A 17,877-nucleotide genomic window follows, 5' to 3' on the forward strand; every position below is an offset into this window, starting at 1 on the left:
AAAGCCATTAGTATGACTTTCCACATCTATAGTATATTACCATATATATGATATAGATTAAGAAATAAATTTAACGCCCAAATATAAAAAAGCCGTCCTATCAACCGTCATACAACGGTATACAGAACAGCTTTTCTATTTAATCCTCCACTTTTAAATCACACTCATTAAGTGGAAGCATTTTTGTTTTATGTTTAATTTTATAGCCTAACCATAATAGTAAGAAAAATGGAATTCCAATATAAGAAACTAGAATACCGTACCAATCGATTTTGTCTCCTGTAAAGGCTGTGTAATTTTGTCCAATGACCACAATCATACAAACTGTAAAGGCGAATAGTGGTCCGAATGGATACAATTTTGCTTTATAAGGTAATAGCTTTGGATCTAAGCCCTGTGCGTCGAATGCACGACGGAAACGATAATGACTAAATGCAATGCCTAGCCATGCAATAAAGCCAGACATTCCAGAGGCATTTAATAGCCAGATATACACCACACCGTCACCGAAAAATGACGCTAAAAATGCTAAACAGCCTACAGCTAATGTTGCTAGTAGCGCGTAAATTGGAATACCACGGCGACTAAGCTTTGTAAAGATTTTAGGCGCATGACCATCCACCGCTAATTGCCATAACATACGAGATGATGCATAAAGCCCTGAGTTACCTGCTGATAGCATAGCCGTTAAAATAATAGCGTTCATTAACGACGCAGCAAAGGCGATACCTAAGCGATCAAACACTAATGTAAATGGTGATACTGCAATATCTTCTGATAATAAGCGCTCATCTGTGAAAGGAATCAGCATTCCTATTGCACCAATTGCTAAAATATAGAATAAAAGAATACGCCAGAATACGGATTTTACAGCTTTCGGAATATTTTTACCTGGATCATCAGTTTCACCAGCTGTTATACCTAGAAGCTCTGTTCCTTGGAATGAAAACCCTGCAGCCAGGAAAATACCAAAGGTAGCAAGGAAGCCCCCATGGAATGGCCCATCACTAATAAAGAAATTTGTGAAGCCTACAGGTGCCTGACCACCTAAAATACCAAAAATCATTAATAAACTAATAATAATAAAAACAATGACCGTTGCTACTTTAATCATAGCAAACCAATATTCACTTTCACCATAGCTCTTTACAGAAAGTAAATTAAACGTTAGCACAACAGCAATAAATAATACTGTCCAAAGTGCTGATGAGCTATCTGGGAACCAATATTTCATTATTAAAGACACTGCTGCAATTTCTGCTGCAATCGTAATTGCCCAGTTATACCAATAGTTCCAACCTAAAGCGAAGCCTAGTGCTGGATCTACGAATTTTGTTGCATACGTACTAAATGAACCTGATGATGGCATATAAGCAGCCATCTCTCCTAAGCTCGTCATTAGGAAGTACACCATAACACCAATTAAGGCATAGGCAAGCAATGCGCCTCCTGGCCCTGCTTGTGCAATGGCACCACCACTAGCTAAAAATAGCCCCGTACCAATTGTACCGCCTAAAGAAATCATTGTAATATGACGGCTTTTTAATTCTTTTTTCAGCTTTGGTTCGTTATGACCGAGCTGATTTACTTTTATTTCACTCACGATATAGCTTCCTTCCTATTTATGAGGCAAAAAAATGCCATCACATGAACAATGTGATGGCTAAGTTAATCCTCAGTTTTTCCTAAATGATAGCTCAACACGTTGTACAAACGTGACAGTTCTGTTCCTTTCGGAGACAGCCCCAGCATGAGGTTTTCAAGTCCCCTCACACTTCGGCAATATTTCCTTTCAGCTAATCTCATCAATGCTTGTCATTTCAATTAGCATACTTATAAATATCGCGACCTCTACCTCAATACAAACATGAGGCATATAATTATTAAATTTATGATGATTATTATACTAACATAAGACCATAGACATTTCAACAACACGGAAAATGTTCTGTATTTTATGAATCTTCTACTATTTTTAATAGTGTGATAAAGTGTTATAGTAGTTCAATTAGAATGGTTAATAACAGGGGGGAGTTATTTTGACTACAAATGATCATTCCGCTAGTTATCCAAGTAAAAAAATTAGCTGGAAAGGAACAACATTACTTTTAGTCTTTGGGGTTATTTTTATTGCCTCTACATTACGAATGCCATTAACTGTTGTTGGTCCAATCATATCCTTTATCCGTGATGATCTTGGTATCTCTAATGTATTAGCAGGCTTTCTAACAACTATTCCATTGCTTGCTTTTGCCATCATATCGCCTTTTGCACCTATCGTAGCACGCAAACTAGGGCTTGAGCTTACTTTATTTTTATCCACTATTCTATTGGCCTTAGGGATAGTTCTACGCTCACTTGGAACAACAGGATTACTTATATTTGGTACTATGCTAATTGGCGTAGCAATATCTTTCGGAAATGTACTAATTCCAGGATTACTAAAATTGAAATTTCCATACCATGTAGGCTTACTGATGGCCTTCTTCACCATGTCCATGAATTTAACTGCTGGCCTTGGCGCAGGTATTAGCTATCCAATAGCTAATTCATCATTAGGCTGGCAAGGGGCTTTGGCCATTGCTCTTGTACTTGTTGTCGTTACGATTTTAATTTGGATACCTCAATTAAAATCAAATAAACCTGAACCAACTACCTCATCTAAAAAGTCAGGTCCACCACTATGGAAATCACCTGTTACGTGGGCCGTCACAGGCGCAATGGGTTTACAGTCTTTATTATTCTACACGACTGCTGCTTGGATTCCTGAAATCTATATTGCCCAAGGATTAGCTCCTGACAAGGCTGGCTGGATGTTTTCTATCATGCAATTCTCTCAAGTTCCAATGGCATTAGCTGTGCCTATTATTGCTAGTAAAATGACTTCACAGCGACCTCTTGTACTGATGTTTACGTCGTTCTATTTAGTAGGATTTGTTGGTGTTGTAATGGAATGGACAAGTCTTGGAGTACTTTGGATGTTCCTTCTAGGATTAGCAGGTGGTTCTTCATTCGCATTAGCCATGATGTTTTTCACCCTTCGCACTCGTACGGCTTTTGAAGCAGCAGATTTATCAGGCTTTGCACAATCTTTAGGGTATTTATTTGCCGCAATTGGTCCTATTCTTTTTGGCTACTTGCACGATTTATTCGGTGGCTGGGATATTGCTGGCTGGCTTTTTGTAGTTGTGGCAATGGTACTTTTCTTCTGCTCAATGAGAGCTTCTAAAGATGAATATGTCCATTAAATTGGAGCAGATGGGAAATGGCATATGTTTCTCATCTGCTTTTTTATCAACCTATTTATTCAGCTGCTCTAATAACCTTAGCAGTTCCGCAAGACGGTCTGCTGCTTCGTTATTGTGCACTGTAATAGCCGTTAAACTAGGGATAGCCTCTTGTAAGAGTAGATAGCTGAAATAATAATAGCTTAAAAATGCTGTCTGTTCATAGCCCGTCGGCGTTTCTCTTTCCCACTCTTGATCGTCATCCTCTTCATTTTCTGTCCATAAGTAGTTTCTATCTAGCAGCTTCTGCATGGGTTGAACAGTTTGTGTTGGCTCTAAATAATCCACAGTAATCGCCTGAGCAACGGCTAAATAAAGTTCAATTTCTTGTAAGGAGACATCCTCCTTATCTTGACTACCCAGCTTTTTTAAAAGGATTAACAAAACCCATGGTGTCACCTGCCAAAGTGTACCTTGATGTTCAATTAACTCAGCTAGTTGTCGGTAATTTTCCTCTTCAATCAGCTGCGGAATGGCTGCGCCTCTTCCATAAGGTGTGGTCAATTGTTGCCACGGGATATCTGGAATTTGCTGCTCCAACATAGTGGATCACCCTCTTCTTAAAATACAATTAATTGATAAATTTACTGATAGGAAATTGAAGAGTCTTCTATTGTTAATAGCATGGTTTTTGATAAAAATAATTTGGTGTATGATAGACATTTACATAGGGCTTATGGAAAATATGCGTTGTTGCAGGTGAAAGCGGTGGAATTAACCATGTCCAGTTGCCTGTAACTTCCCGTTCAGCCGATAGCTCTGCTTCCTCAAACAATTTAAACTGCTGAGCCGCTGTATGATGATCGACAATGCTTACCCCATCTTCTTTAAAGGAATGGAGAACTGCTATATTAAGCTCCACTAATGCACGATCACGCCAAAGAGAAGCTTGTTTGGTTGTATCAAGATTAAAAATCTCAGCAATAGCTGGTAGCATATTATAGCGGTCATGATCAGCTAAATTACGTGCTCCAATTTCTGTCCCCATATACCAACCATTAAAAGGAGCAGCTTGGTAATCAATGCCTGCCATTCGAAAACGCATACTCGAGATAATGGGTACAGCATACCATTTCATCTCTAATTTTTCTATTTCAGCTTCCTCTGGATGGCGGATTGGCACCTCTAAAATATATTCTGCTGGAATTGTAAACAGCCTTGGAGCTCGCCCATCTACTTGTATAACAAGTGGTAACACATCAAAAGCTGTTCTCTCACTTTTCCAGCCTAGCGTTTCACATACTTGTGTAAACGCAACAGAATGAGAATCACCTATAACACCTAATTCCGTTTCATAGCCCGCATAACGGATAAGTTGGTGATTCCAAATCCGTACTCGATCTGAGGCAAACACGGTTATTGTAGGGCGGATTTTCCCACTATTTGTTGCATAATCGATATGCTCTAGTAATTTTCGAAAAATATCCTCTTCGTCTAAAAGATCTCGTGCGTCTACTACATGCAATGACTGCCAAAACAAGCGTCCAATACATTTGTTACTATTACGCCATGCGACACGTGCTCCAAAAACTAGTTCCTCTGTTGTGGGGTAATATTCACCTTCACTCTTAATCTCTTGCAATCTATTCTCTAACCAAAGATCTGATTTATTTTGTTCTTTCTGATATTGACTTAAGAATTGCTCTATCTCCTGTATACTCATATCGATTCCTCCACTTACCCTCATATTAGAGCAACGATACGGCAAGCACCATGAAAATAGCTGTTGAAAAAACATACATATTGCATATATGAAATAGTTTGTTCAAATTTATTAGTGGGTGAAACATGTGATTGATAAATGGAACAGGACCTTGAAATGAGCTAAAGCATTTATACTGTCCTATGTTCACCATAAAAAAGCTACAGAACCTTTTAATGGTTTTATAGTCTTGGTTGAACATCTACATATAGAAAAAAGCATGTAACACACATCTGTGCTACATGCTTGATGACCCGTACGGGATTCGAACCCGTGTTACCGCCGTGAAAGGGCGGTGTCTTAACCACTTGACCAACGGGCCGTGGCTCCGAAGGCAGGACTCGAACCTGCGACAACCTGATTAACAGTCAGGTGCTACTACCAACTGAGCTACTTCGGAATAATGATGGGCCTAAATGGACTCGAACCATCGACCTCACGCTTATCAGGCGTGCGCTCTAACCAGCTGAGCTATAGGCCCATTTTGGAGCGGGTGATGAGAATCGAACTCACGACATCAGCTTGGAAGGCTGAGGTTTTACCATTAAACTACACCCGCAAATAATGGTGGGTCAGGACGGAATCGAACCGCCGACACTTAGAGCTTCAATCTAATGCTCTACCAACTGAGCTACTGACCCGAAATGGAGGAGGTAGAGGGATTCGAACCCCCGCGCGGTGTTACCCGCCTGTCGGTTTTCAAGACCGATCCCTTCAGCCAGACTTGGGTATACCTCCAAAAATATTGAAATGGTGGAGCCTAGCGGGATCGAACCGCTGACCTCCTGCGTGCAAGGCAGGCGCTCTCCCAGCTGAGCTAAGGCCCCATTTAAATAAAAGATGGTCGGAATGACAGGATTCGAACCTACGACCCCTTGGTCCCAAACCAAGTGCTCTACCAAGCTGAGCTACATTCCGTAAAATACATTTATTGGCGCGCCCGACAGGAGTCGAACCCATAACCTTCTGATCCGTAGTCAGACGCTCTATCCAATTGAGCTACGGGCGCTTAGTAAATAAAAATGATGAGCCATGAAGGACTCGAACCTTCGACCCTCTGATTAAAAGTCAGATGCTCTACCAACTGAGCTAATGGCTCGTTAAAGAAAAAAATGGCTGGGGTACTAGGATTCGAACCTAGGCATGACGGAATCAAAATCCGTTGCCTTACCGCTTGGCTATACCCCAATGTTGAAATGGGGCGACTGATGGGAATCGAACCCACGAATGTCGGAACCACAATCCGATGCGTTAACCACTTCGCCACAATCGCCACTATATAAATCATAACAGCTGTATATGAACGAGTACCTCAATACCTGGCAGGGGCAGTAGGAATCGAACCCACACCAAAGGTTTTGGAGACCTCTATTCTACCGTTGAACTATGCCCCTAAAATGGTGGAGGGGGACGGATTCGAACCGCCGAACCCTAAGGAGCGGATTTACAGTCCGCCGCGTTTAGCCACTTCGCTACCCCTCCAAGGGAATGGTGCCGGCGATAGGAGTCGAACCCACGACCTACTGATTACAAGTCAGTTGCTCTACCAACTGAGCTACACCGGCAAAAATAATGGCGGTCCCGACCGGGATCGAACCGGCGATCTCCTGCGTGACAGGCAGGCATGTTAACCGCTACACCACGGGACCATATGGTGGAGGATGACGGGCTCGAACCGCCGACCCCCTGCTTGTAAGGCAGGTGCTCTCCCAGCTGAGCTAATCCTCCACAAAAAATAAGCGAAGCGACGTCCTACTCTCACAGGGGGAAGCCCCCAACTACCATCGGCGCTAAAGAGCTTAACTTCCGTGTTCGGTATGGGAACGGGTGTGGCCTCTTTGCCATCATCACTTCACTTATTCAGTTGAAAGGTTATTCTTTCAAAACTAGATAAACGTACATTGAATGCTTCAAACAATTTGGTTAAGTCCTCGATCGATTAGTATTCGTCAGCTCCATGTGTCACCACACTTCCACCTCGAACCTATCTACCTCATCGTCTTTGAGGGATCTTACTTACTTGCGTAATGGGAAATCTCATCTTGAGGGGGGCTTCATGCTTAGATGCTTTCAGCACTTATCCCGTCCACACATAGCTACCCAGCGATGCCTTTGGCAAGACAACTGGTACACCAGCGGTGTGTCCATCCCGGTCCTCTCGTACTAAGGACAGCTCCTCTCAAATTTCCTACGCCCACGACGGATAGGGACCGAACTGTCTCACGACGTTCTGAACCCAGCTCGCGTACCGCTTTAATGGGCGAACAGCCCAACCCTTGGGACCGACTACAGCCCCAGGATGCGATGAGCCGACATCGAGGTGCCAAACCTCCCCGTCGATGTGGACTCTTGGGGGAGATAAGCCTGTTATCCCCGGGGTAGCTTTTATCCGTTGAGCGATGGCCCTTCCATGCGGAACCACCGGATCACTAAGCCCGTCTTTCGACCCTGCTCGACTTGTAGGTCTCGCAGTCAAGCTCCCTTGTGCCTTTACACTCTACGAATGATTTCCAACCATTCTGAGGGAACCTTTGGGCGCCTCCGTTACCTTTTAGGAGGCGACCGCCCCAGTCAAACTGTCCGCCTGACACTGTCTCCTGCCCCGCTAAGGGGCATGGGTTAGAATTTCAATACAACCAGGGTAGTATCCCACCGACGCCTCCTTCGAAGCTGGCGCTCCGAGATCTCTGGCTCCTACCTATCCTGTACAAGTTGTACCAAAATTCAATATCAGGCTACAGTAAAGCTCCACGGGGTCTTTCCGTCCTGTCGCGGGTAACCTGCATCTTCACAGGTACTATAATTTCACCGAGTCTCTCGTTGAGACAGTGCCCAGATCGTTACGCCTTTCGTGCGGGTCGGAACTTACCCGACAAGGAATTTCGCTACCTTAGGACCGTTATAGTTACGGCCGCCGTTTACTGGGGCTTCAATTCGCAGCTTCGCTTGCGCTAACCACTCCTCTTAACCTTCCAGCACCGGGCAGGCGTCAGCCCCTATACGTCACCTTACGGTTTTGCAGAGACCTGTGTTTTTGCTAAACAGTCGCCTGGGCCTATTCACTGCGGCTCTCATGCGCTTGCACGCTCAAGAGCACCCCTTCTCCCGAAGTTACGGGGTCATTTTGCCGAGTTCCTTAACGAGAGTTCTCTCGCACACCTTAGGATTCTCTCCTCGACTACCTGTGTCGGTTTGCGGTACGGGCACCTCTCACCTCGATAGAGGCTTTTCTTGGCAGTGTGAAATCAGGAACTTCGTCCATACGGACTCGCCATCACAGCTCAACGTTACAGTGTGCGGATTTGCCTACACACACGCCTTACTGCTTGGACGCGCATAACCAACAGCGCGCTTACCCTATCCTACTGCGTCCCCCCATTTCTCAAACGGTGAGGAGGTGGTACAGGAATATCAACCTGTTGTCCATCGCCTACGCCTGTCGGCCTCGGCTTAGGTCCCGACTAACCCTGAGCGGACGAGCCTTCCTCAGGAAACCTTAGTCATACGGTGGACGGGATTCTCACCCGTCTTTCGCTACTCATACCGGCATTCTCACTTCTAAGCGCTCCACCAGTCCTTCCGGTCTGACTTCAACGCACTTAGAACGCTCTCCTACCACTGACATCGTAGATGTCAATCCACAGCTTCGGTGAATCGTTTAGCCCCGATACATTTTCGGCGCAGCGTCACTCGACCAGTGAGCTATTACGCACTCTTTAAATGATGGCTGCTTCTAAGCCAACATCCTGGTTGTCTGTGCAACGCCACATCCTTTTCCACTTAACGATTACTTTGGGACCTTAGCTGGTGGTCTGGGCTGTTTCCCTTTTGACTACGGATCTTATCACTCGCAGTCTGACTCCCGTGTATAAATATCTGGCATTCGGAGTTTGTCTGAATTCGGTAAACCGGGATGGCCCCCTAGTCCAAACAGTGCTCTACCTCCAGTATTCTCATCACGAGGCTAGCCCTAAAGCTATTTCGGAGAGAACCAGCTATCTCCAAGTTCGATTGGAATTTCTCCGCTACCCACACCTCATCCCCGCACTTTTCAACGTGCGTGGGTTCGGGCCTCCAGTAAGTGTTACCTTACCTTCACCCTGGACATGGGTAGATCACCTGGTTTCGGGTCTACGACCACGTACTATTTCGCCCTATTCAGACTCGCTTTCGCTGCGGCTCCGCCTTCTAAAGCTTAACCTTGCACGTAATCGTAACTCGCCGGTTCATTCTACAAAAGGCACGCTATCACCCATTAACGGGCTCTAACTACTTGTAGGCACACGGTTTCAGGATCTCTTTCACTCCCCTTCCGGGGTGCTTTTCACCTTTCCCTCACGGTACTGGTTCACTATCGGTCACTAGGTAGTATTTAGCCTTGGGAGATGGTCCTCCCGGATTCCGACGGAATTTCACGTGTTCCGCCGTACTCAGGATCCACTCAGGAGAGAACGAACTTTCGACTACAGGGCTTTTACCTGCTCTGGCGGACCTTTCCAAGTCGCTTCATCTAACTCGCTCTTTTGTAACTCCGTATAGAGTGTCCTACAACCCCAAGAGGCAAGCCTCTTGGTTTGGGCTCTTCCCGTTTCGCTCGCCGCTACTCAGGGAATCGATTTTTCTTTCTCTTCCTCCAGGTACTTAGATGTTTCAGTTCCCTGGGTCTGCCTTCAAGACGCTATGTATTCACGTCAAGATACTACGCGATTAAACGTAGTGGGTTCCCCCATTCGGAAATCTCCGGATCAAAGCTCACTTACAGCTCCCCGAAGCATATCGGTGTTAGTGCCGTCCTTCTTCGGCTCCTAGTGCCAAGGCATTCGCCGTGCGCCCTTAATAACTTAACCTACAGCTTTCAATACACATCGCATTTCGTTGTCAGCTTCACTCGTTCAATCAGTCACGTACTGAAGTACGCTCCTTCATTCACTCGATTGCTTCCTAGAACTGCTTGTGTCTTGAAACCTTACTAATGTTATTAAGCCTATAAAAAACTTAAAAAATAAATGTGTTTGTTACAATTTCAATGTCGTTTTATCCAGTTTTCAAAGAACAAGTTTTGAAGTATTTCATTCGGAAGAATGAACCTTCAAAACTGAACGCAAAACGTAATCTTACAAACCCTAGGTTTGTATTCCGAAATAATCCTTAGAAAGGAGGTGATCCAGCCGCACCTTCCGATACGGCTACCTTGTTACGACTTCACCCCAATCATCTATCCCACCTTCGGCGGCTGGCTCCAAAAGGTTACCTCACCGACTTCGGGTGTTACAAACTCTCGTGGTGTGACGGGCGGTGTGTACAAGGCCCGGGAACGTATTCACCGCGGCATGCTGATCCGCGATTACTAGCGATTCCGGCTTCATGTAGGCGAGTTGCAGCCTACAATCCGAACTGAGAACGACTTTATCGGATTAGCTCCCTCTCGCGAGTTGGCAACCGTTTGTATCGTCCATTGTAGCACGTGTGTAGCCCAGGTCATAAGGGGCATGATGATTTGACGTCATCCCCACCTTCCTCCGGTTTGTCACCGGCAGTCACCTTAGAGTGCCCAACTAAATGATGGCAACTAAGATCAAGGGTTGCGCTCGTTGCGGGACTTAACCCAACATCTCACGACACGAGCTGACGACAACCATGCACCACCTGTCACCGTTGCCCCCGAAGGGGAAACTATATCTCTACAGTGGTCAACGGGATGTCAAGACCTGGTAAGGTTCTTCGCGTTGCTTCGAATTAAACCACATGCTCCACCGCTTGTGCGGGCCCCCGTCAATTCCTTTGAGTTTCAGTCTTGCGACCGTACTCCCCAGGCGGAGTGCTTAATGCGTTAGCTGCAGCACTAAGGGGCGGAAACCCCCTAACACTTAGCACTCATCGTTTACGGCGTGGACTACCAGGGTATCTAATCCTGTTTGCTCCCCACGCTTTCGCGCCTCAGCGTCAGTTACAGACCAGAAAGTCGCCTTCGCCACTGGTGTTCCTCCAAATCTCTACGCATTTCACCGCTACACTTGGAATTCCACTTTCCTCTTCTGCACTCAAGTCCCCCAGTTTCCAATGACCCTCCACGGTTGAGCCGTGGGCTTTCACATCAGACTTAAAGGACCGCCTGCGCGCGCTTTACGCCCAATAATTCCGGACAACGCTTGCCACCTACGTATTACCGCGGCTGCTGGCACGTAGTTAGCCGTGGCTTTCTAATAAGGTACCGTCAAGGTACAGCCAGTTACTACTGTACTTGTTCTTCCCTTACAACAGAGTTTTACGATCCGAAAACCTTCTTCACTCACGCGGCGTTGCTCCATCAGGCTTTCGCCCATTGTGGAAGATTCCCTACTGCTGCCTCCCGTAGGAGTCTGGGCCGTGTCTCAGTCCCAGTGTGGCCGATCACCCTCTCAGGTCGGCTACGCATCGTCGCCTTGGTGAGCCGTTACCTCACCAACTAGCTAATGCGCCGCGGGCCCATCTTATAGCGACAGCCGAAACCGTCTTTCAGTGTTCCACCATGAGGTGGAACAGATTATTCGGTATTAGCCCCGGTTTCCCGGAGTTATCCCAAACTATAAGGTAGGTTGCCCACGTGTTACTCACCCGTCCGCCGCTAACGTCAAAGGAGCAAGCTCCTTCTCTGTTCGCTCGACTTGCATGTATTAGGCACGCCGCCAGCGTTCGTCCTGAGCCAGGATCAAACTCTCCATAAAAGAAATTTGATTAGCTCAAATTGTTTTGCTGGCATCAATTTTGATGTCCAAAATTTTGTTTCGTTCACTAGCCAAAACTAGTTACTTAAAACTTTATTGATTACGTTTTGCTTGTTCAGTTTTCAAGGTTCATGTTTTGCTTTATTTTAGCGTGTCACCGTGGCGACTTGTATAATACTACACCCTTATTTTTAAAAGGTCAACACTTTTTCTAAAAAAAAATTAAGTTTTTTCTCAAAGCAGGAAAACTTCCTATATTAATAACATAAAATATTTTGGCTAATAAAGATGTTTTCACTAGCTGTTGTATTTTATTTTAGCATATCCCTCGATAATAATTTAGTAGTTTTTTTAGAACTATAATCAAAATAATTGAATATTAAAATTGAGTTTTCAACCTAAAGATAGACTAAAAAAAGTTGAGACTTTCTCTATGTTCTTTTTCATTTACATTTATGACGGACGAAACATCAAATCTACTCCACGTGATCAATTAGAAAAGAATCGAGAAGTACTTCTCGATTCCTTTAGATGGATAGCCTGAGATTTTAAAATGGGAAAAAGAATGGGATGGCTACCATCATGACAATGAACATAACAATTTGTAATGGAACCCCTATTCTGACAAAGTCCATAAATTTATAGCCCCCTGCTGTCATTACTAGTGCATTTGTTGGGGAAGCAATTGGTGTAGCAAATGCCATACTTGCGGCTACCGCAACTGCAATCATAAATGTTGTGGGACTTACATCCATTGCAATGGCGGCACTCATGGCAATCGGCGCAAACAATACTGCAGTTGCTGTATTACTAATAAATTGACCAAATACAGCAGTTAAAATATAAACACCTATTAGTACACCATAAGGTCCGAAATCGCCTAGAGCATTGATGATCCCATCAGATAAAATAGCCATGCCTCCTGTTTTTTCTAATGCTGTCGCCATTGGCAGCATAGCAGCTACAAGCACGATACTTTCAAAATTCATATTGCTATAGGCATCTTCCATGTTTCTTAAACAACCCGTCAATATCATTAGGACAGCACCAATCATGACCGAGATGACAGCAGGAAAAATTTCGAATGCCATCAAAAAAATCATGAACAACATAATAATACCTGCAATACCAGCTTTGCCTGTAGCCGCTGCTACACTTGCATGTTCCTTAGGCTGACCGACAACCACAACATCCTGGGTCTCTCTTGCTAACAAAAGAATTTCATCCCATGCTCCTTGCACTAATATCGCATCTCCAAATTTCAATTTATGTGAAACCATATCTTGGAGCTTATAGCCACCTCTACGATTAATACCAATGATATTTAAGTTATATTTTTCTCGGAATCCAAGAGAGCTGACCGTTTCATTGATAAAGCTTGAATTAGGTGTGAGCAATACTTCTGCAATACCAAGATGTTTCGATACTAGTTCGTCGGCTTCTCCTTCTACTAATCCTTGCATCTCAAGCTGATAATCCTCAACAAACCGACGAATATCCTCTTCTTCACCTTGAACATATAGCTCGTCTTTTGCATGTATAACACTTGTTGGACCAGCCATTTCTTGATAAGTCATCGGTAATAAGTTAATGCCCTCCTGAGATTTACGATGAATTTTCATCATACAAAGCATATACGTAGCTGGCAGTTTTAATTCTGCTAAAGATGTTTCAATAATAGGTGATTCATCAGGAACAGAGATTTTAAATAGGCGATTATTTAAATCATATTGCTTAATAATTTTCTTAGGTGAAAGTTTATACCCCTCATTTGTCTGAGTTCGATTACGATCCTTTGGTAACAAAATATTACGCACAAGTACTAAGTAAGTTATCCCCGCAATCATCCCGATAATACCAATAGGGGTCACTTCAAAAAAGCCAAGTTTATGATAGCCTCGGTCGACCAATAACTGACTAACGATTAAATTTGTTGGTGATGCAATCAAAGTCATCAGCCCAGAAAGACTTGCTACATATGAAAGTGGTAGAAGAAATTTAGAAGGGCTGACTTTCATACTAATTGCTATACTCACGACTATCGGCATCATTAGTGCTACAGTACCGGTATTACTCATAAAGGCACCGACTGATCCTACAATAATAAGCAGTAACACAAATAGTTTTAGCTCACTATTACCAGACCACTTAAGTAAAAGTTGCCCTGCCATTCCTGCAAGTCCTGTCCGTAAAATTCCTGCACCCACGACAAATAACCCTGCAATCATTAAAACGACAGAGTTAGAAAAACCAGCTAATGCCTCGGCCGGCGTTAAAATATTCGTAATGACAAATGCTAGAAGTGACACAATTGCTACAAGATCTGCCCGTACTTTATTGGTCACAAATGCGAAAATCGTTACTCCTAAAATAAGAAATGTTAATGTAAGTTGCACATCCATGAATTCCTTTCTAACATTAATCATTATAATTATTACCAGCAAAAAGATTGTATGTTATTGCTCTTTTTATTATAGCTTACCTAGAGGAGCATATGATAAAATTCACCATCTTTTCAAAATTAAAAAAGTGTGGCACCTATCCACACTTTTAACCGTACTTTACTATTTTTGATAAAGATGATGTTCTTTAATATAGTCGTAACATGCATTAGGCAAGAGGTATCTTGGTTCTCCCCGCATAGCAAATTCTTCTCGAATATAGGTAGAACTAATTTCCATCGCTAGCCCTTTATCGATTAGATGGAATCTACCATCATCATGATTCCTTAATATAGGAGAACGACTAATCGTGGACAGCATATCAATGCCATGTCTTGCCATTACAATAAATTTATTTTCTGCTACTAATGCGTCGCCTTTTTTCCACAGCCCTGCACCAATATCCACTAATAAATCAGCCCCCATGATAAAATGGACTTCATCATCTGGATGTTTTTCTCTAAAGTATTTCATCGTGTCATATGTGTAGATGTTCCAGCCTTCTTGGTCCATCTCATAGGAATCTGCAATAAAACGATCGTCCTTAGCAATAGCGAGCTGTAGCATATTCCAACGATGAATATCAGCGGTTTTTATCGTTTTATCTTTGCGTTTATTTGAGCATGGCAAAAAGATAACTTTATCTAATTTACAGCGGTGTGCGACCGTACTTGCTGTCCAAAGATGAACATTGGTAATAGGGTCAAAAGATGAACCATAAATACCTATCCTCGCCATTTTATCTACCTCCTGCTGTTTCCTTGTGAGATTTTTTCTTTAATTGTCTGTATGCTTGCCATTTTATTGTCCCAGCAAGCTTGACTTAAATCGACTGGATACTCTTCTGGATTCATTGTTCGTTTGTACTCACACCAGAGCAAACGTAAATTTTCCTTCGCATATGCTTGAATTTCTTGAAGAGTCGGCTCCTCATAAATCACTTTTCCCTTTTCGACAATACTTTCATGTAACTCTTTTGCTGAAAAATTCGTAACAAATTTACTAATATACGTATGAATAGGGTGGAACATTTTTAATCTTTCTTCTTGTTCTATGTTTTCTTCATCTAATGCAATATAGTCCCCTTCAGCATGACCATTCTCATTATTAATAATACGGTAAACACGTTTACGCCCTGGTGTAGTTACTTTCTCAGGATTTGCTGAAATTTTAATGGTGTCAACCATTTCTCCCCTCTCATCTTCAATAGAAACCAATTTGTATACTCCACCAAGAGCAGCTTGATCGTAGGCTGTAATTAGCTTTGTTCCGATGCCCCATGCATCGATTCGCGCACCTTGCGATTTTAAATGCATGATTGTATATTCGTCCAAATCATTCGAAGCCATAATTTTAGCTTCTGTAAACCCTGCTTCATCTAGCATTTTTCTTGCCTCTTTTGAAAGGTAGGCTAAATCGCCACTGTCTAAACGAATACCAACAAAATTAATCTGATCTCCAAGCTCCTTTGCCACACGAATAGCATTAGGAACGCCTGAACGTAGCGTGTCATAAGTATCTACTAAGAAAACGCAGTCTTTATGCGCTGCTGCATATTTTTTAAAAGCAGTATACTCATCTCGATAGGTTTGAATCATTGCATGGGCATGAGTTCCTGACACAGGAATACCGAACAATTTCCCCGCTCTCACATTACTTGTTGCAGAAAATCCACCTATATAAGCAGCCCGAGTACCCCAAATTGCAGCATCAAATTCATGTGCACGTCGAGTGCCGAACTCCATAACAATATCCTCATCTGTCACTTGCTTGATACGTGAAGCCTTTGTGGCGATGAGCGTTTGGTAGTTCACAATATTTAACAAAGGGGTTTCGATTAATTGGGCCTCTGCCAATGGTGCTTCAATTCGCAGGATAGGTTCATTGGCGAAGACAAGTTCACCCTCTTTCATTCCCTTTATGCTTCCTGTAAACTTAAGTTCCTGCAGATATTGAAGAAAATCCTCTGGATATTTCCCCTCTTCTCGTAAATATTGAATATCACTTTGGGAAAATCTAAAGTTATTAATAAAATCGATCACTTTTTTCAAACCAGCAAATACCGCATAGCCATTGCCAAATGGAAGTTTTCTAAAATATAGCTCAAAAACAGCTTTTCGTTGTTGAACACCATCTTGCCAATAAGCTTGAACCATATTAATTTGATATAAATCTGTGTGTAACATGAAGCTATCGTCTGCATATTTCATGTTTTCTCCTCCATCCCTTATTGTCAAATAATAGTGGCACCGAGCGTGTGCTCGAAATGCCCTAATGCCCACTCATGTCCTGCTTGGTTAAAGGAGGCAACAGCATCTTTATGAATGACAATATCGAACCCTTTATTATAAGCATCTACTGCTGTATGAAGAACACAGATATCTGTACAAACGCCGATTAAGTGAAGCTCAGTGATTCCTCTTTCACGTAATTTCAATTCTAAATCTGTTCCTGCAAAAGCAGAGTAGCGTGTTTTATCCATGTAATAGACGCAATCCTGCTCTTTATTTGCCTCATATAGTTGCTTTAATGCACCATATAAATTTCTACCTTCTGTATTTCGAATATTATGTGGTGGGAATAGCTTTGTTTCTGGATGGTAGACATCCCCCTGTTCATGAACATCTATCGCAAAAACTGTAAAATCACCGTTCTTAATAAAATCCTTTGTTAATTCAACATTTGTATGTTCGAGTAACTGCCCAGGCTCTCCACAAGTAAGAGCTCCATCTGTCGCTACAAAATCCACTGTATAATCAATATTAATTAATGCACGTTTTTTCATCATCGTCTCATCACTCCACTTTATTAATTAGTAATATTAAAATTACAAATTACTTCATTTAAAACAATCAGGAAAGATGGCTCTTTCCTAATGATAGATGGACTCCACTATTTCAAAATCAGTGAATGTATAAAGTTGTGAAGGCCTAAATGAATTGCGTTTCGTTTTCTTCGGTTTACCTTCCTCATCTAACACTTTTTGGATAAAAGGTAATTTAGGTGCTTTTGTAAAAAATACTGAATCATTTGAAATTCGAGGATCTTCTCCAACTGTCAGGAGCACCCGCTGTAATTCAGATAAAGTAAACTCTTGTGGTAAAAAGTTTTTGGCAACTGTCGTTTGTATCATATCCCTTTTAATAAATTCCAACGCATCTGTAATAATTCTTCGATGATCGAAAGCTAACTGTAGCGAAAATACATTTTCTATATCAAATAACTGTACATCATCAGCATCATCATTAGCTTGGCGTTGCTCTATATATGTCTCAGGAACAATTGCATAAAACGCATTCGATATCATCCAACCACGTGGATCTCGATCGATTTCATCATAAACACCAAAATGTTGTACATGTAAACCTTCTACATTTGTTTCTTCTTTTAATTCTCTTCTAGCAGCGATATATGCTGTTTCCTTTTGAACAGCATCTACAAATCCTCCTGGAAGTGCCCATTTTCCCCCTTCAATATTCGGGTTTCCTTCAGCATCTTTTGCCGCACGCTTAATTAACATAATCTTCAGTGTCATTTGAGGAGGTGCTTTTTCTTCTATTTTCTCTGACGTAATTGTAAAAATAGCAATATCCGCTGTATACCCATCAGGTGTTTGATATTTTGAAGAATCATAATTCGCAAGCACTTCTTCTTCAGTATGAAATTTTTTCATTGAGTAACCCCTTCAATCAATAACAAGGTTTTAGTAATTTGTAATTTATGAATTACTATTTAGATCGATT

General features: G+C 42.6%; 9 protein-coding genes, 17 tRNA genes, 3 rRNA genes and 1 riboswitch. Of the genes, 1 reads left to right on the forward strand and 28 read right to left on the reverse strand.

What is annotated here, in order from left to right:
- Window positions 1–139: 139 nt before the first annotated feature.
- Window positions 140–1,603: an amino acid permease gene (locus tag SJW71_RS23015; protein ID WP_274795277.1), complete on the reverse strand. Its 1,464-nt coding sequence runs from the start codon at window positions 1,601–1,603 to the stop codon at window positions 140–142.
- Window positions 1,604–1,685: 82 nt separating this feature from the next.
- A riboswitch (Lysine riboswitch) is annotated at window positions 1,686–1,862 on the reverse strand.
- Between the two features lie 177 nt (window positions 1,863–2,039).
- On the opposite strand from SJW71_RS23015, the gene SJW71_RS23020 reads away from it, so the two are divergent.
- Window positions 2,040–3,248, forward strand: a complete 1,209-nt coding sequence (locus SJW71_RS23020) for a CynX/NimT family MFS transporter (RefSeq protein WP_322605655.1) — start codon at window positions 2,040–2,042, stop codon at window positions 3,246–3,248.
- Between the two features lie 51 nt (window positions 3,249–3,299).
- On the opposite strand, the gene SJW71_RS23025 is transcribed toward SJW71_RS23020, so the two are convergent.
- The 27 genes from SJW71_RS23025 to SJW71_RS23155 form a co-directional block, all read right to left on the reverse strand.
- Complete coding sequence (locus tag SJW71_RS23025) at window positions 3,300–3,830, reverse strand: hypothetical protein (protein WP_274795275.1); 531 nt, start codon at window positions 3,828–3,830, stop codon at window positions 3,300–3,302.
- 73 nt (window positions 3,831–3,903) lie between these two features.
- Complete coding sequence (locus SJW71_RS23030; protein WP_274795274.1) at window positions 3,904–4,950, reverse strand: nitric oxide synthase oxygenase; 1,047 nt, start codon at window positions 4,948–4,950, stop codon at window positions 3,904–3,906.
- 289 nt (window positions 4,951–5,239) lie between these two features.
- Window positions 5,240–5,311: transfer RNA gene (locus SJW71_RS23035), tRNA-Glu, on the reverse strand.
- A gap of 1 nt (window position 5,312) precedes the next feature.
- Window positions 5,313–5,389, reverse strand: a tRNA-Asn gene (locus SJW71_RS23040).
- Window positions 5,390–5,396: 7 nt separating this feature from the next.
- Window positions 5,397–5,470: transfer RNA gene (locus SJW71_RS23045), tRNA-Ile, on the reverse strand.
- 4 nt (window positions 5,471–5,474) lie between these two features.
- Window positions 5,475–5,548: transfer RNA gene (locus SJW71_RS23050), tRNA-Gly, on the reverse strand.
- A gap of 6 nt (window positions 5,549–5,554) precedes the next feature.
- A tRNA-Phe gene (locus SJW71_RS23055) sits at window positions 5,555–5,630 on the reverse strand.
- Window positions 5,631–5,634: 4 nt separating this feature from the next.
- Window positions 5,635–5,727 (reverse strand) — tRNA-Ser (locus SJW71_RS23060).
- A 13-nt stretch (window positions 5,728–5,740) separates the two neighbouring features.
- Window positions 5,741–5,816 (reverse strand) — tRNA-Ala (locus tag SJW71_RS23065).
- A gap of 14 nt (window positions 5,817–5,830) precedes the next feature.
- Window positions 5,831–5,907: transfer RNA gene (locus tag SJW71_RS23070), tRNA-Pro, on the reverse strand.
- Window positions 5,908–5,921: 14 nt separating this feature from the next.
- A tRNA-Arg gene (locus SJW71_RS23075) sits at window positions 5,922–5,998 on the reverse strand.
- Between the two features lie 17 nt (window positions 5,999–6,015).
- A tRNA-Lys gene (locus tag SJW71_RS23080) sits at window positions 6,016–6,088 on the reverse strand.
- Window positions 6,089–6,102: 14 nt separating this feature from the next.
- A tRNA-Gln gene (locus tag SJW71_RS23085) sits at window positions 6,103–6,177 on the reverse strand.
- A 9-nt stretch (window positions 6,178–6,186) separates the two neighbouring features.
- A tRNA-His gene (locus tag SJW71_RS23090) sits at window positions 6,187–6,262 on the reverse strand.
- Between the two features lie 47 nt (window positions 6,263–6,309).
- Window positions 6,310–6,383, reverse strand: a tRNA-Trp gene (locus tag SJW71_RS23095).
- Window positions 6,384–6,387: 4 nt separating this feature from the next.
- Window positions 6,388–6,471 (reverse strand) — tRNA-Tyr (locus tag SJW71_RS23100).
- Window positions 6,472–6,478: 7 nt separating this feature from the next.
- Window positions 6,479–6,554, reverse strand: a tRNA-Thr gene (locus SJW71_RS23105).
- A gap of 8 nt (window positions 6,555–6,562) precedes the next feature.
- Window positions 6,563–6,638, reverse strand: a tRNA-Asp gene (locus SJW71_RS23110).
- A 3-nt stretch (window positions 6,639–6,641) separates the two neighbouring features.
- Window positions 6,642–6,717 (reverse strand) — tRNA-Val (locus tag SJW71_RS23115).
- 11 nt (window positions 6,718–6,728) lie between these two features.
- Window positions 6,729–6,844: ribosomal RNA gene (rrf, locus tag SJW71_RS23120) — 5S ribosomal RNA — on the reverse strand.
- Between the two features lie 64 nt (window positions 6,845–6,908).
- A 23S ribosomal RNA gene (locus tag SJW71_RS23125) occupies window positions 6,909–9,836 on the reverse strand.
- 305 nt (window positions 9,837–10,141) lie between these two features.
- Window positions 10,142–11,693: ribosomal RNA gene (locus SJW71_RS23130) — 16S ribosomal RNA — on the reverse strand.
- The 16S, 23S and 5S rRNA genes sit together here with 17 tRNA genes alongside, the layout of an rRNA operon.
- Before the next feature lie 548 nt (window positions 11,694–12,241).
- A complete protein-coding gene (locus SJW71_RS23135; protein ID WP_274795273.1) occupies window positions 12,242–14,095 on the reverse strand; it encodes an SLC13 family permease in 1,854 nt (617 codons plus the stop codon).
- Window positions 14,096–14,257: 162 nt separating this feature from the next.
- A complete protein-coding gene (gene nadD, locus SJW71_RS23140; protein WP_274795272.1) occupies window positions 14,258–14,872 on the reverse strand; it encodes a nicotinate-nucleotide adenylyltransferase in 615 nt (204 codons plus the stop codon).
- A 5-nt stretch (window positions 14,873–14,877) separates the two neighbouring features.
- Window positions 14,878–16,344 (reverse strand): nicotinate phosphoribosyltransferase, encoded by a 1,467-nt coding sequence (locus SJW71_RS23145; protein WP_431811610.1) that lies wholly within the window; start codon window positions 16,342–16,344, stop codon window positions 14,878–14,880.
- Between the two features lie 23 nt (window positions 16,345–16,367).
- Window positions 16,368–16,922, reverse strand: a complete 555-nt coding sequence (locus tag SJW71_RS23150; protein WP_312507217.1) for a cysteine hydrolase family protein — start codon at window positions 16,920–16,922, stop codon at window positions 16,368–16,370.
- 84 nt (window positions 16,923–17,006) lie between these two features.
- On the reverse strand, window positions 17,007–17,807 hold the full coding sequence (locus SJW71_RS23155) for an NUDIX domain-containing protein (protein WP_322612096.1): 801 nt from the start codon (window positions 17,805–17,807) through the stop codon (window positions 17,007–17,009).
- Window positions 17,808–17,877: the final 70 nt, after the last annotated feature.

This window comes from Lysinibacillus sp. FW12 (assembly GCF_050817245.1).
Classification (GTDB): Bacteria; Bacillota; Bacilli; order Bacillales_A; family Planococcaceae; genus Lysinibacillus; species Lysinibacillus irui.